Source organism: Ruminococcus flavefaciens, assembly GCF_900108555.1.
Lineage (GTDB): Bacteria > Bacillota > Clostridia > Oscillospirales > Ruminococcaceae > Ruminococcus > Ruminococcus flavefaciens_P.
Genome location: NZ_FNWV01000003.1, coordinates 116,521 through 130,209 on the forward strand (window position 1 = coordinate 116,521; position 13,689 = coordinate 130,209).

Here is a 13,689-nt window from a genome sequence, read left to right on the forward strand (position 1 = left end):
AAGATGTATTTATGAATAATATCACTATTGCAAACGAGACCATAAAAATTACCGAAAACGGCTTCTACGAGCTGAACGGCAAGCGCATAGACATTAAAGGCGATCCCCGTGCAGTAGAAGTTATAAGTCCGCAAAAGGGTGCTGAGCTTATTGAAAAGCTCGTTATCAGCGGCGAGGAAATGTGCAGCATAACTGTTACTAAGGATGACTCCTTTTCAGCCGCAGGCAGATTTGAACGCCCCTTTGTTATGAACTTCGCCAACGCTCACAAGGCAGGAGGCGGCTTCAGATTGGGCGCAAACGCTCAGGAAGAGGCTCTTTGCAGATGCAGCACCCTGTATGCTTCCATAACCTCTTCTGAGGCTAAAAAGATGTATCTTTACAATAATACGCATATCAGTCCGGTAGAGTCTGACTATATGCTCTATTCACCTGATGTATGTGTTTTCCGCGATAATAAATGTGAGCCTATGGAGCAGCCGTTCATGACTTCGGTCATAACTGTACCTGCTCCCAACAGAAGAGGTGCAGCTATATTCGCCTCAAATAAGAAGATCGCAGAGACTATGACAAGGCGCATAAGGATATTGCTTGCAGTCGCCGCTGAACACGGTCATAAAAATATTATACTGGGTGCATGGGGCTGCGGAGCTTTCGGCAATAAGTCCGAGGACGTTGCAGGCTATTTCCGAAAAGTCATCATAGACGAGGGCTACGGAAAGCTATTCGGGAATATTTGCTTTGCCATTTATTCAGGCGGAAACGATAAGAAGTACAATATCTTCAAAAATACATTTGAACAGTAAAAAGGGTACACATAGTGTACCCTTTTATTATTATGATTTTTCGATAAGTGCTTTTCTCATAAGTATAAGATCGAATACATCTACGTCATCATCATAGTCGAAATCAGCAGCTTCCCAGTTATTGAGAAAAGCATCTGAAGGACGAATCATCCATTTCTTAAAAGTCAGCAGGTCAGCAATATCAAAACTACCGTCAATATTTACGTCACCCATGACTTCTTTTGTTTTATCAGGGATATAATACTGCACTTTTATATACTCTTCATCATTTATTTCTTCATAAAATGACTTACTCATGTCCTCTTCGTAAAAGCCTGCAAAGTCAGGACTCAGACGGATATAGTTCAGTACAGCAGCAAGTCTTTCTGTGTATCTGCCGTAAAAATGCGAAATAGGCGTGATAACAGCCTTTGTTCCGTCCTCTGCATTTTCGCGGAGCTTTTCTCTTGTCCAGAAATCCGTATCGGGTACTCCAAAATTTTCATACAAGCAATTAGAAAAATACTCATATACAGTATGAACTCCATCATCTCCGAACACTTCATATGAATACACAGTTTTTTCGGGCTTGAGGTAAACTGCAGGATATACCCCCTTTTCCAGCAGCTCCGAAACTCTTGATGCTGTCCAGATATCAGCAGCATCTATGCCTTTCTCACTGAACAGATCTTCAATAGAACCGTCCTTTGTCATCGTGTAAATATCATAATAGGAATAGCTTTCCTTTACTTCGGCAGAAGCTATCATCGTACCTGCCATAGATGCAAATATTACTGACGACATTATCACAGACATTATCTTTTTTCTCATGACGATCAACCCCTTTAAATATATCATATAAACTATAACACATTGTGTTATTAAACATATTATACAATAATCAATATTGATTGTCAATAAAAAGATGCATTATTTTGTAGTCAGCATAACAGGACAGTGGTCGCTGCCCATAATATCCGTCAGTATCTCGGAATCTTTCACGCGTTCCATAAACCTGTCGGATACAACGAAATAGTCTATACGCCAGCCTGCGTTCTTTTCACGAGCCTTGAAGCGATAAGACCACCACGAATAAGTAACTGTATCGGGATAGAGCTTTCTGAATGTATCGGTAAAGCCTGCTCCGAGAAGCTCCGTGAACTTGCCGCGCTCCTCATCCGAGAAGCCTGCGTTTCCGCGGTTGGTCTTTGGGTTTTTCAGGTCTATCTCCTCATGTGCTACGTTCAGGTCGCCGCAGTACACAACAGGCTTTTTCTTGTCAAGTTCGGAGAGATATGCTCTCATATCGTCCTCGAACTCCATACGGTAGTCGATACGCTTCAAGCCGTCCTGTGCATTCGGCACATAGCAGCATACGAAATAAAAGTCATCGTACTCGCAGGTGATGACTCTGCCCTCGTCCATATGAGTACCGTTTATGCCGTATGTAACGGACATAGGCTCGGTCTTGCTGAATACAGCTGTACCAGAATAGCCTTTCTTTACTGCGCTGTGAAAATATATATGATAACCCTCGGGCTTGAAGTCAGCCTGATCGGGCTGCATTTTTGTTTCCTGCAAGCAGAATATATCAGCGTCCGCAGCCTTGAAAAAGTCCTCAAAGCCCTTTTGCAGACAAGCACGAAAACCGTTTACGTTCCATGATATGAGCTTCATTGTAATACCTCCGAAAAAATTTCTCCGCAGCCATACCGACTGCGGAGACTTTATATTATTATAGCATATAATTACAAGTAAATCAACGGGTGCAGTGTCACGCTGCTTAATACCCTCTGTTTATCAATAATCTGAGCGCATTTAAGTCTTCGTCTGAAAAATGTCTGTAATAGCTGTCACTGCTTTCATCTGCCGTGCCGTAATGTTTTTCGATAAGTACGGTATCATCGCCCCATTCAGGTTTAGTGGCTCTTAAATCAGGGATATATATCACGAATTCATATTTCTCAGTCTCAACTACGATAGTATAATATCCTTTCATATGTCTGTCGCCATGCTTTGAACCTGACTTAAACTCGCTTCCGTGCAGCATCCAGAAATCCTCGTCTCCGCCTTCTTTTTCAAGCGTACTGAACATTCTCTCCAAAACATATCCGTACATTTCAGTTGTATCACTGTCTGTGATGACCTTTATACTTGAATCAGACATTATACCGCCAATAAGTTCAGGATACAAACAGTATTCGTGAAGATTATTATCTCTTTTGATCTCTGCATAGTTGATCTGTTCATATACATCGTAAACATCGACCATTTCAAAGCTGTCGGAGTCAAATACATAATTTTCAAGTCTGAATGAGTAACCGTTACTTTCACTTGAGATCAGCTGACCGCCCTCTGTAAGCACGATTGTATCCATTATTTCAATGTCATTATTTTTACCTGTGATCTGATATTCTGTTTTTCCTCCGCCAATATCTCTTGACTCGATATTAAATTCGGGATCTCCTGCCCATACAGGTCCAAGCATCTGTTCAATGCCCTTGCTTGCATAAACATAATGAGCAGGTGATCTCGGAGTCATCGGAGAAACTATACAGTATGTGTATTCACGGTATGTCTCGCCTGTTGACTTGTCGATAATTCTGTATGCAGATACGTCCTCACCGTTCATTACTGTTTCAATAGTGACCTCTTTACCGTCAAAGGTTCCTTCGCCGTTCATATACATCTTATGGTTTTTGGCATCATAATAAAGATGTCCTCTCAAAGAAGAATAACCGCCGCTGTACATATCACTGCCTTCAATAACATAATCCGATTCAAGATTATTGTAATTGTCCAAGCCGATGCGCAGTTTTTCCGCAAGCTGTGAACAATCCGTCATAGTAAGGTATTTCTCTATTATCGGAAGTATTTTATCTTTATCGCTTTCGTTCTTTAATTTGAAGTATTTATAAATGTTACTGTTATTTGTTGATGCTGATAAATATCCGCTTTCCTTCAAATTAACAGATGATAAATACCAGCATTTTTCTGAAGCATCTTCATATTCCTTATCAGAACAAGTTACCCATTCCAAAGAAGCTATCTCGTTTATGAAGCTCTCAGGATCGCTCATATTATAATAACGGTAAATAGCACCGTAATACTGTCCACCCTGAGGAACACCTATCGTACCTTCCCATGTGCTGTAATTAGGCTTATCAACAATACTTCTGCAAGCTTCTTTTATCTCTTCGATTGTAGCATCACGGGATTCAGTATCATATCCAAGTACAGATTTTATCTCGGATACAAGCTTTTCACAGTCTCTTTCGTCTTTGAGCTTGAAATATCCGTAAGGATAAGTATCTTCTATAATCGGCATAAGATATCCGCTTTCGGATACTCTGATACCCATTTCGTAATAGTTATTATAATCAAATTCGTCTTTTCTTACCTTTACCCATTCAAAGTTCGTAAAAGCATCTGTAAGAGCTTTTTTATCTGTGATGACAAAATGTGTCAACATCTCATTAGCTAAGCCCTGTCTCGGATAAAATAAAGCCTTATCATTGCTGTTTTCCAGATGAGTGCTGACAAAGGTACTTAATTCATCCTGAGATACCTTGGTAATATATTCCATGATATCGCTGTCTGCATCTTCAAGCACAAGATCAAGCATATCATAAAATACCTGAGTACTACAACTGCGGTATTCCTCACGGAGTATATTTCCCTGCTTATCTGCTTCGTTCCAGAATGAATTGCCGTTTTCAGAAATATCTATTTCAAGGTAAGTATCATCTTTCTTATTAATGAACTCAAATCTGACACTTCTGCAAGCCATAGATGTATTTTCTGTCTCTTTGAACTCACCTGATTTTTCAATGTATTCAATAACTCTGTCTTTTTTATCATTAGCCTTCTTTACCAGCGTACTTGGTCCGCCTGATAAGTTCCATACATACTCTTTCATGTCGCATGAATCTTTATTTGCCTTTATCTTTTCAAAAACAGAAGCACCGTCATCTTCTTCGACCAAATTCGGATTATCCTTCATCTTGTTGAAATGATATACTCCGCCGCCTACAGCTCCGCATACAAGCACGAATACAGCAGCTAAAGCCGCAACTCTTCCCCAACTGTGTTTCGGAGCAATTTCTATTCCGCTTACGCTGTCCTCGTAATCTGTCATCTCTACAGGCTCAGAGCTGAGCTTTTCCTGCATACGGCTGCGGAATTCATCGCTGCACTTTATCTTTTTAAGAAGGTCATCGTATTCGTTAGGTCTCATAAATATAACCCTCCTTTTCCAGTTCTGTTTTAAGCTTTTTTCTTCCGCGCTGCAAGAGTGAGCTTACTGTATTTTCGTTCTTGCTGAGTATATTTGCTATCTCCTTTATGCTGTATTCCTCAAAATAGTACAGGAATATCACAGTTGCATACTTCTCGGGAAGTTTTTCTATCTTCTCTCTTATCTCGTTGTCCCTCTCTGTAAATTCACAGCTGAGTGTGTTTTCAAGAGTTTCGTCAAGAGGAGAATTTTTTGTTATACGTGAGCTTTTTTTATAGTTCTTGCAGCGGTTTATGGCTGACCTTAACAGCCACGCCTTCATGTGTTCTTCGTTTTCAAAATCCTGTGGCTTTGCATGAAGCGTCAGGAATACTTCCTGCGTTATATCCTCTGCTTCATGGTAGCTTCCAATAATGGCGAATGCCATTCGCAGGACGGTATCGCCGTATTTATTGAACGCATACAACGCTGAATTGTCATTCATAGAACTTCCTCCTTTCTGTAGAAGCGTCGCTTCATAAATATATACAACTCTGAAAATATTTTCCGTGCATATTTCAAAAAATTTTTTTGAATATATAAACAGCAAAGCTCACTGACTTTCATCAGTGAGCTTATACTTATTCAAGACCAACCAGAGCTAAAATAGCTTCCTTTGGCTGAAGTCCTACAGACTTATTTACTAATTTTCCGTCCTTGACCACTGCAAGCATGGGTATGCTCTCAACGCTGAAAGCTGATGCAAGCTCGGGCTGATCGTCAACATTGACCTTGCCCACCTTTAACTTGCCCTTGTATTCGTCAGCAATCTGCTCGATTATCGGCCCCAGTGCCATGCATGGTCCGCACCACATTGCCCAGAAATCAATAAGAACGGGTGTATCCTTATATTGAAGCACTTCTCTGTTGAAGTTCTCCTTTGTGATAACTACTTCGTACATTTTTTACCTCCTGTAGGTTTTATTCGGTTTCTTTTACGTAAAGGCGATCGGTACCGCCGCCGTAGTTTACTATATCACGGACATATCTGTATCCGTAATGCTCATAAAGTCCCGTGTATTCTGTGGGAATATACGTCCTTTTAAAGCCCAGCTCATTCGCGTAGATATTGGCGTATTCTATGAGCTGTCCGCTGATACGCTGTCCCCTTGCGCTTTCGGTCACAAAGATACAGGATATCCACGGGTATATATCAGGCAGCGGATAATAGTCCGTTTTCATTATGGAAGCCATACCCACTATATCGCCGTCATCTAACGCCGCAAACATACACTCCCATTCTGTGAACTCCCACGACCTGAGCATATCTGCAATATGCTCCTTTACCTCATGCCATGAGCAGTCCTCAACAAATTGCAGGAGCTGCTTTGCAAGCTCTGTATCCTTATTGACTTTGCTTATCGTTACCATTGATCAATCGTCCAGCGACTTATAATAAAGCATACAGTGGCAAAATCCCTCAAAATTCGGATCTGCTATCTGATCGCGGAACTCCTTGCACATACACTTGTTTTCGGGAGTCTTTGCCAGTCTGCACGGACAATAGCCGTCTTTCATTTTAAGTCCCTCTTTTATTCTGTCAACAACTTCCTTGTCGGGATTGAGTGTAATTTTCATATTCAGTCCCTCCTTGAATATTTTATTTCATCAGCTCGTCTGCAAGTGCCTCGATCTGAGCGATATTTGCAGCCTTTACAGCTGACTTGATAGATACTGTGGTATCTGTGAATGTGATATTCTTTGACTTCTCGAACATTGCCTTTACTGTCTTTGCTGCGAGAGGTGCCCAGCTTCCGTTCTCGATGATACCGATAGTGCGGTTCTGGTAGTTTCTCTCTGTAAGGTCGAGAATGAAGTGCTTCATGAACGGGAAGATATCAGCATTGTAGGTAGTTGTAGCGATAACAAGCTTTCCGTAGCGGAATGCGTCCTCAACTGACTCAGCCATATCCTCTCTTGCAAGGTCAGCAATAGCAACCTTCGGGCAGCCCTTTGCTTCAAGCTTTTCCTTGAGAAGCTCCGCAGCCCTCTTTGTATTGCCGTAAACTGATGTGTAAGCAATGAATATGCCCTCAGACTCAACGCCGTAGCTTGACCATGTGTTGTAAAGTCCCAGATAGTAGCCGAGGTTTTCTTTAAGGACAGGTCCGTGGAGCGGACATATTGTCTGTATATCGATTGCAGCAGCCTTTTTGAGTACGCTCTGCACCTGCATACCGTACTTACCGACGATACCGAAGTAATAACGGCGAGCTTCACAAGCCCAGTCCTCATCAGCGTCAAGTGCGCCGAACTTGCCGAATGCGTCAGCTGAGAAGAGCACCTTGTCTGTGCTGTCATATGTGAACATTACCTCAGGCCAGTGTACCATAGGAGCAAATACGAATGAAAGCTCGTGCCTGCCAAGTGAGAGCTTCTCCCCTTCCTTGACTTCAAGCTTGTTAGCGATAACAAGTCCCTCGAAGAAATTCTCTATCATGCCGAATGTCTTTGCATTGCCTACGATAGTTGCATCAGGGTACTTTTCAAGGAAGTTCTTGATATTTGCGGAGTGGTCGGGCTCCATGTGCTGAACTATAAGGTAATCAGGCTTGCGGTCACCAAGTACCTCAGCGATATTGCCGAGCCACTGGTCAGCGAAATTGCCGTCAACTGTGTCGAATACAGCGATCTTGTCGTCAACTATGATATATGAATTATAAGCCATGCCGTTCGGCACGTCGTACTGTCCCTCAAAGAGGTCGATCTGGTGGTCGTTAACGCCGATATAGTAAATGTCATTAGTTATTTTATTCATTGGAAATTACCTCTTTTCAATAATTTACGGATATACCGTATAACATAATAATTATACCATAATTGTAATATATTGAAAAGTGGCATTTGCAACAAATTTAAAGTTTTTTCTTTTATTATGTCGCATAATGCGAATAATATTCCCGTGCAGAAATGATTATAAAGAATTATTCTGCGCATAATAATAACAAGTCCAAAAGAAACAAGGTGAAAAAATGATAAACTTTATTTTAGGTTCAATATTTGGTGGGCGGAGTGCCTCCGCTCCCGTCATGTGCTATTCATGTAAAGGAGTAATATATGGTTAATTTTCTTTTAGGAAGTATGTGCGGAGGGGTAGTTGGCGTTATAACGATGTGTCTCTGCACAGCAGCAAAGTGGGGCGACGAGCACTTAAAATAGCCATTAGCCCCTAGCCGTGGTTTAATTCATAATTCATAATTGTAGGGACGCATGACCTGCGCCCGTAAATTACGATGATACTCACCGTGTCGAGAAACAGCTTCCTATTTTGATGTTTTACAGTCGAACAAGGGTGCTCAGGCTCTGTGCAAAAAAAAATCGGTCTGTTTTACACAAGACCGATCTTTGAATATATTTTCGTTAAAACCAAAACAGCTATACCTGCCAGAGTCAGCGCACCTAATATCGAAAGCAGGACTATAAGTCCGACCTTATCAGATGAATGATCTAATATGGCTTTATCCGGTTTATTTGGATCAATATAAATATCTATTCTCTGACCAATAGCAAATGAATACTGAAAGGAGCCGCTTTGTGTATACTTATAAATATACTGCTGTCCTTCGTAGTAATATTCACAGGTATAATAATAGATTTTGTTTGATTCATGCGATGAACTGTCACTATTTTTTATTCGTACATCACAATTTGTTATTACAGCTTCTACGCAAAGAGTATACGTTTTTTTATTGTAATTGTAAAGCAGTATGCCAATTACAGCGATAACAGCTATTACAGAGAAATATATTACATACCCCATTACTTCTTTTCAGGGACTTTGATGATATCTTTACGCATATAAGGCTGGAGTGCCTTTGGAATACGAATAGAACCGTCCTCGTTGAGATTGTTCTCGAGGAATGCGATGAGCATTCTCGGAGGTGCAACAACTGTATTGTTCAGTGTGTGTGCGAGGTACTTGCTTCCGTCAGCAGCCTTTACTCTGATGCCGAGACGTCTTGCCTGTGCATCGCCGAGGTTAGAACAGCTGCCTACCTCGAAATACTTCTTCTGACGAGGTGACCATGCTTCAACGTCAATAGATTTAACTTTAAGATCTGCAAGGTCGCCTGAGCAGCACTCAAGTGTACGAACAGGTATATCAAGTGTGCGGAAGAACTCAACTGTATAGCTGTAGAGCTTGTGGAACCAGTCCATAGACTCCTCAGGCTTACATACAACTACCATTTCCTGCTTCTCAAACTGGTGGATACGGTAAACGCCGCGCTCCTCAATACCGTGAGCACCTACCTCCTTACGGAAACATGGTGAATAGCTTGTGAGAGTCTTTGGAAGCTCTTCCTCGGGAACGATAGTGTCAATGAACTTACCTATCATAGAATGTTCGGAAGTACCGATAAGGTAGAGATCCTCGCCTTCTATCTTGTACATCATGCCTTCCATTTCAGCGAAGCTCATAACGCCTGTAACAACGTTGCTTCTTATCATAAATGGAGGGATATAGTATGTAAAGCCCTTGTCTATCATGAAATCTCTTGCATAAGAAAGTATACAGCTCTGGAGCTGTGCGATATCGCCACAAAGATAGTAGAAACCATTGCCGCTTGTCTTACGTGCGCTGTCGATGTCGATACCGTTTACCTTTTCCATGATATCAACGTGGTAAGGCACTTCAAATGCTGGAACAGCAGGCTCGCCGAACTTCTCAACTTCAACGTTCTCTGTATCGTCCTTGCCTATCGGAACAGACTCGTCGATAATATTAGGGATAACAAGCATTATCTCGCGGATATCAGCTTCGAGCTTAACTTCGAGCTGCTCCTTTTCTTCGAGCTCCTTGCCCATTGCAGAAACCTCAGCCTTTACCTTTTCAGCTTCGTCCTTCTGACCGTTCTTCATGAGACCGCCGATCTCTTTGCTCTTTACGTTTCTTGTGTTTCTGAGATTGTCGCAAGCCAGCTTAGTCTCTCTGTACTGCTTGTCAAGCTCGATGACCTTATCAACGAGTTCAAGCTTGTCGTCCTGGAACTTCTTCTTGATGTTTTCCTTTACAAGTTCGGGATTTGTTCTAATAAGTTTGATATCTATCATATTTATTCTCCTTAGTCCTCTTTGGCAAGCTTTTCAGCCAGTGCCGCAAGGTCATTTTTATCATAAAATTCAAGTATAAGAGCACCCTTGTTCTTACCGTAGTCTACCTTGACCTTTCTGCCAAGACGTTCGTTAAGAGAAAGCTCCATTTCCTTAAAGTAATTATCGATCTTTTTATTTGACTTTCCGCCAACAGACTCCTCTGCGTGTTCAGCTGACTTCTGTGCAGCCTTTTCAACCTGTCTTACAGTGAGACTACCGTCAGCCGCTTTAAGAGCAGTTGCAATGAGCATTTCCTCATCTTCAAAGCCTAACAGTGCTCTTGCGTGACCTGCTGAGATCTCGCCGTTTTTCACCATTTTGAGCACTCTTTCGGGAAGCGCGAGCAGTCTTACAGCATTTGCAACTGCGGAACGTGATCGTCCCACCATTTTAGCTACCTTTTCCTGTGTCATGCCGAACTTTTCTATAAGCTCGTTATAGCCTGCTGCTTCTTCAATAGGATTAAGGTTTTCACGCTGTAGGTTCTCAATAATTGCTATCTGCATAGTCTCGAGGTCTGAGAGCTCACGGATATTTACGGGAACTTCGTCAAGACCTGCCATTCTTGCTGCTCGCCATCTTCTTTCACCTGCGACTATCTGATAGCCGCCTGTGCCAATGGGGCGAACGAGAATAGGCTGCAGCATACCATGCTCACGGATAGAGTCTGCAAGAGCGGTTATTGCCTCATCGCTGAACTCCTTACGGGGCTGATCGCGGTTCGGCTCTATTTCTGAGGTGCGGAGAGTCTTTTTTACCTGTATATCATTGGTATTATCACTGAAAAGTGTATCAAGACCCGCGCCTAAACCACCTTTTGCCATAGTTCAAACCTCATTCGTCTTTATTGATTTACACCAGTAAATCAATTACGAACGTTTTCCTTTCTTATGTTTTTTGAAAGAGAAGATCTTCACTTTTTTCGGCAGTTCCAGAGGTTCGCCAAGAAGCTCATGGCAAACAAGCTCATATGCTTCTGCACCCTTTGAAGACTTGTCATAGTACATAACAGGCTTTCCGTGGCTGGGAGCTTCTGAAATGCGGACATTTCTCGGTACCTTAGTCTGGAACACCTTATCAGGAAAGTATTTCTCCACCTCAGATACAACGTCATTTGCAACATTAAGTCTGCCGTCAAACATTGTGAACAGGATACCCTCGATCTCAAGTGCCGGATTATAATTATTTTTAACTATTTTTATAGTATTTACCAGCTGAGAAAGTCCCTCAAGAGCGTAAAACTCTGCAAGCATAGGCACGATGATACTGTCGCAGGCAACGATACCATTTATAGTAATAGTACCAAGTGCAGGAGGACAGTCTATAAAAATATAATCATAATCGTCCTTGCAGGTAAGTATCTGCATTTTAAGCCTGTTGACTCTGTTATCATACTCTGCAAGCTCAATCTCACAGCCTGCAAGAGCTTCTGTAGCAGGAACGATAGATACATTTTCAAACTCGGTCGCTATGATAGCTTCCTGAATACGTGTCTTGCCTGTTATAACGTCATACGTCGAAGCACTTACGGATTTTTTCTTTATTCCGAAGCCTGTTGTTGTATTGCCCTGTGGATCAGAGTCAATACAAAGCACCTTGAAGCCGCGAGAACCTAAGTATGCTGCGATATTTATAACAGTTGTTGACTTTCCTACGCCGCCTTTCTGATTGGCAACAGCTATGATCTTGCCCATATTATCTTCCTTTCAAAGTTACTTATATTATTATATCACTTTTTAAGTACAATGTAAATATGAAACAATAATTTTTTTCAAAAATTGTTTCACATGAAACAATTTAAGCTGTAATTTTATTTCTTTATCAGTCAGATTGTTTCACGTGAAACAAAAAAACACATGAAACACCACTAAGAATGTTTCATGTGAAACAATATTATATCATGTTGTCTTCTGAATTGGAATTCTGACACGATATTCGATATAGTCTTCATTCTGTATTTTACGGGAGTCCGCAGAAATTCCGGCTGCCTGCATAGTCTCGACTGCCTTATTAATAGTATTTACGAACATCTTCACATTCTGAAAGACCGCGGAACGCTTCTTATAACTGACCTTACTGCGCTGACTGCCGATGAATTCATCAATAAGATGCTCAGAACGTTCCACATTAAGATTATTCTTGATTATCTTTTCAAGTATGAAAAGCCTGTCATCAGGACTTCCAAGCCTGAGCAGTGAACGCGCATGACGCTCCGTTAGACCATAGTGAATTATAAGTTCACGCTCTCTCTCTGTCAAACGAAGAAGTCTGAGCTTATTTGCAATGGTACTCTGAGCGCGTCCAAGCTTGGCAGCCGCGTCCTCCTGAGTCATACCATAATGCGTGATAAGTTTCTCAATTGCAGCTGCTTCATCAAAGAAAGATAAGTCCTGACGCTGGATATTCTCAACAAGCGCAAGAACTGCCGAATGTCTGTCGCTGACCTCGTGAATGATACAGGGAACTACATCAAAACCACAAATTTTAGCCGCTCTGAGTCTCCGTTCACCAGCAATCAATTCATATCTGCCTTCCTTTTTTCGTACCGACAAAGGCTGTAGAATACCGTTCTGCGCGATAGACTCCGCAAGTCCCGTAATATCATCGCTAAAATCCTTACGCGGCTGATGAGGGTTTGGGATAATATCTTCAATACTTATCTCAACGACCTTATTAATAAGCTTTTCCTTCGTAAAATTCAAAAATCCTGCCATATGTAGACCTCCTTTGGTGATAAAACAATTTTAGCACCTGTGGGAAATATTTTCCATACAAAAAAACCGCTGTTTTTCATTCAAACAGCGGTTTATATGACAAATTCTGACATTTTTAAAGACTTTTTTTCTTTATCTGACTGCTATTACGCGGATATTTTGGCGGAGTTTGCGATATTTTCTTCACAACAACAATCCTGCGGCTTTCATCAAAAAGCTCGTAATCAACGGTATTATCGATTTTTCCGCCGAGAACTTCGACTGCATTTTTACCAAGCGAAATATCCTCACTCGGACCTTTCATCGCAAGAAATCTTCCACCGACCTTGACAAAGGGGATACAAAGCTCACTAAGCAGCGACATATTCGCAACAGCTCTTGCACAGGAGAAATCGAAATACTCTCTGTGTTCATCCATTTTTGAAACATTTTCAGCTCTTTCATGGATAAACTCAGCTTCAATTTCAAGCTTATCGCAAAGCTGTTTAAGAAAATCAATTCGCTTGTTAAGGCTGTCTAGAAGAGTAAGTTTGATGTCAGGTCTGAAAATCTTCAGTGGAACTGAAGGAAATCCAGCACCTGTTCCAACATCAATAAGTGATGAATTCTGTGGGATATCAACGTATTTTGATAACAAAACCGAGTCGATAAAGTGCTTGCGAAGTACCTCATGTGGTTCAGTTATTGCGGTAAGATTTACATTCTCATTGTATTTTACAAGAAAATCCGCATATGTGTCCAGCTTCTTGTATATATCCTCATTTAATTCAATTCCAAAAGAGGAAAATTCAGAGCAACATAGTTCAAAATCAGGAAGCAT

Annotated in this window: 16 protein-coding genes; 2 read left to right on the plus strand and 14 right to left on the minus strand. The window is 41.4% G+C overall.

Translation table 11 applies throughout. The features are described 5' to 3' along the window. Nucleotides 1-11 precede the first annotated feature (11 nt). Nucleotides 12-806, plus strand: a complete 795-nt coding sequence (locus BLW60_RS05680) for a TIGR02452 family protein (protein WP_074715154.1) — start codon at nucleotides 12-14, stop codon at nucleotides 804-806. Nucleotides 807-836: 30 nt separating this feature from the next. Here the strand turns inward: BLW60_RS05680 and BLW60_RS05685 are convergent, their stop codons facing one another. The 8 genes from BLW60_RS05685 to BLW60_RS05720 all read right to left on the minus strand — a co-directional run bounded on the left by BLW60_RS05685 (nucleotide 837) and on the right by BLW60_RS05720 (nucleotide 7,819). Further along, nucleotides 837-1,616, minus strand: a complete 780-nt coding sequence (locus tag BLW60_RS05685; RefSeq protein ID WP_074715157.1) for a dockerin type I domain-containing protein — start codon at nucleotides 1,614-1,616, stop codon at nucleotides 837-839. A gap of 99 nt (nucleotides 1,617-1,715) precedes the next feature. Continuing rightward, entirely contained in the window at nucleotides 1,716-2,462 is a 747-nt protein-coding gene (locus BLW60_RS05690; protein ID WP_074715160.1) for an exodeoxyribonuclease III, read from the minus strand. 106 nt (nucleotides 2,463-2,568) lie between these two features. Further along, on the minus strand, nucleotides 2,569-5,022 hold the full coding sequence (locus tag BLW60_RS05695; protein ID WP_074715163.1) for a hypothetical protein: 2,454 nt from the start codon (nucleotides 5,020-5,022) through the stop codon (nucleotides 2,569-2,571). Further along, nucleotides 5,012-5,506 (minus strand): RNA polymerase sigma factor, encoded by a 495-nt coding sequence (locus BLW60_RS05700; protein ID WP_074715166.1) that lies wholly within the window; start codon nucleotides 5,504-5,506, stop codon nucleotides 5,012-5,014. The genes BLW60_RS05695 and BLW60_RS05700 overlap by 11 nt, the downstream gene beginning before the upstream one ends. 136 nt (nucleotides 5,507-5,642) lie before the next feature. Next, nucleotides 5,643-5,963: a thioredoxin gene (gene trxA, locus BLW60_RS05705; protein ID WP_074715169.1), complete on the minus strand. Its 321-nt coding sequence runs from the start codon at nucleotides 5,961-5,963 to the stop codon at nucleotides 5,643-5,645. Nucleotides 5,964-5,982: 19 nt separating this feature from the next. Beyond that, nucleotides 5,983-6,432 (minus strand): GNAT family N-acetyltransferase, encoded by a 450-nt coding sequence (locus BLW60_RS05710; protein ID WP_074715172.1) that lies wholly within the window; start codon nucleotides 6,430-6,432, stop codon nucleotides 5,983-5,985. Between the two features lie 3 nt (nucleotides 6,433-6,435). Next, nucleotides 6,436-6,639, minus strand: coding sequence for a ferredoxin-thioredoxin reductase catalytic domain-containing protein (locus BLW60_RS05715; RefSeq protein ID WP_074715175.1), 204 nt, complete (start codon nucleotides 6,637-6,639; stop codon nucleotides 6,436-6,438). 22 nt (nucleotides 6,640-6,661) lie between these two features. Next, complete coding sequence (locus BLW60_RS05720) at nucleotides 6,662-7,819, minus strand: FprA family A-type flavoprotein (protein ID WP_074715176.1); 1,158 nt, start codon at nucleotides 7,817-7,819, stop codon at nucleotides 6,662-6,664. A 299-nt stretch (nucleotides 7,820-8,118) separates the two neighbouring features. On the opposite strand from BLW60_RS05720, the gene BLW60_RS05725 reads away from it, so the two are divergent. Further along, nucleotides 8,119-8,220: a DUF3789 domain-containing protein gene (locus tag BLW60_RS05725; protein WP_074715179.1), complete on the plus strand. Its 102-nt coding sequence runs from the start codon at nucleotides 8,119-8,121 to the stop codon at nucleotides 8,218-8,220. A gap of 169 nt (nucleotides 8,221-8,389) precedes the next feature. On the opposite strand, the gene BLW60_RS05730 is transcribed toward BLW60_RS05725, so the two are convergent. The 6 genes from BLW60_RS05730 to rsmG form a co-directional block, all read right to left on the minus strand. Beyond that, nucleotides 8,390-8,821: a DUF3592 domain-containing protein gene (locus BLW60_RS05730; protein WP_074715182.1), complete on the minus strand. Its 432-nt coding sequence runs from the start codon at nucleotides 8,819-8,821 to the stop codon at nucleotides 8,390-8,392. After that, nucleotides 8,821-10,113, minus strand: coding sequence for a serine--tRNA ligase (serS, locus tag BLW60_RS05735; protein WP_074715184.1), 1,293 nt, complete (start codon nucleotides 10,111-10,113; stop codon nucleotides 8,821-8,823). Before serS ends, BLW60_RS05730 begins: the two co-directional genes overlap by 1 nt. 11 nt (nucleotides 10,114-10,124) lie before the next feature. Beyond that, a complete protein-coding gene (locus tag BLW60_RS05740; protein ID WP_074715187.1) occupies nucleotides 10,125-10,979 on the minus strand; it encodes a ParB/RepB/Spo0J family partition protein in 855 nt (284 codons plus the stop codon). A 45-nt stretch (nucleotides 10,980-11,024) separates the two neighbouring features. Next, nucleotides 11,025-11,849 carry a ParA family protein gene (locus BLW60_RS05745; RefSeq protein ID WP_074715190.1) on the minus strand — a complete coding sequence of 275 codons (825 nt, stop codon included), beginning with the start codon at nucleotides 11,847-11,849 and terminating at the stop codon, nucleotides 11,025-11,027. 204 nt (nucleotides 11,850-12,053) lie between these two features. Continuing rightward, the gene (locus BLW60_RS05750; RefSeq protein WP_074715192.1) at nucleotides 12,054-12,869 is read right to left on the minus strand and encodes a ParB/RepB/Spo0J family partition protein; all 816 of its coding nucleotides are present in this window, start codon (nucleotides 12,867-12,869) and stop codon (nucleotides 12,054-12,056) included. A 115-nt stretch (nucleotides 12,870-12,984) separates the two neighbouring features. Further along, nucleotides 12,985-13,689, minus strand: coding sequence for a 16S rRNA (guanine(527)-N(7))-methyltransferase RsmG (gene rsmG / locus BLW60_RS05755; RefSeq protein WP_074715194.1), 705 nt, complete (start codon nucleotides 13,687-13,689; stop codon nucleotides 12,985-12,987).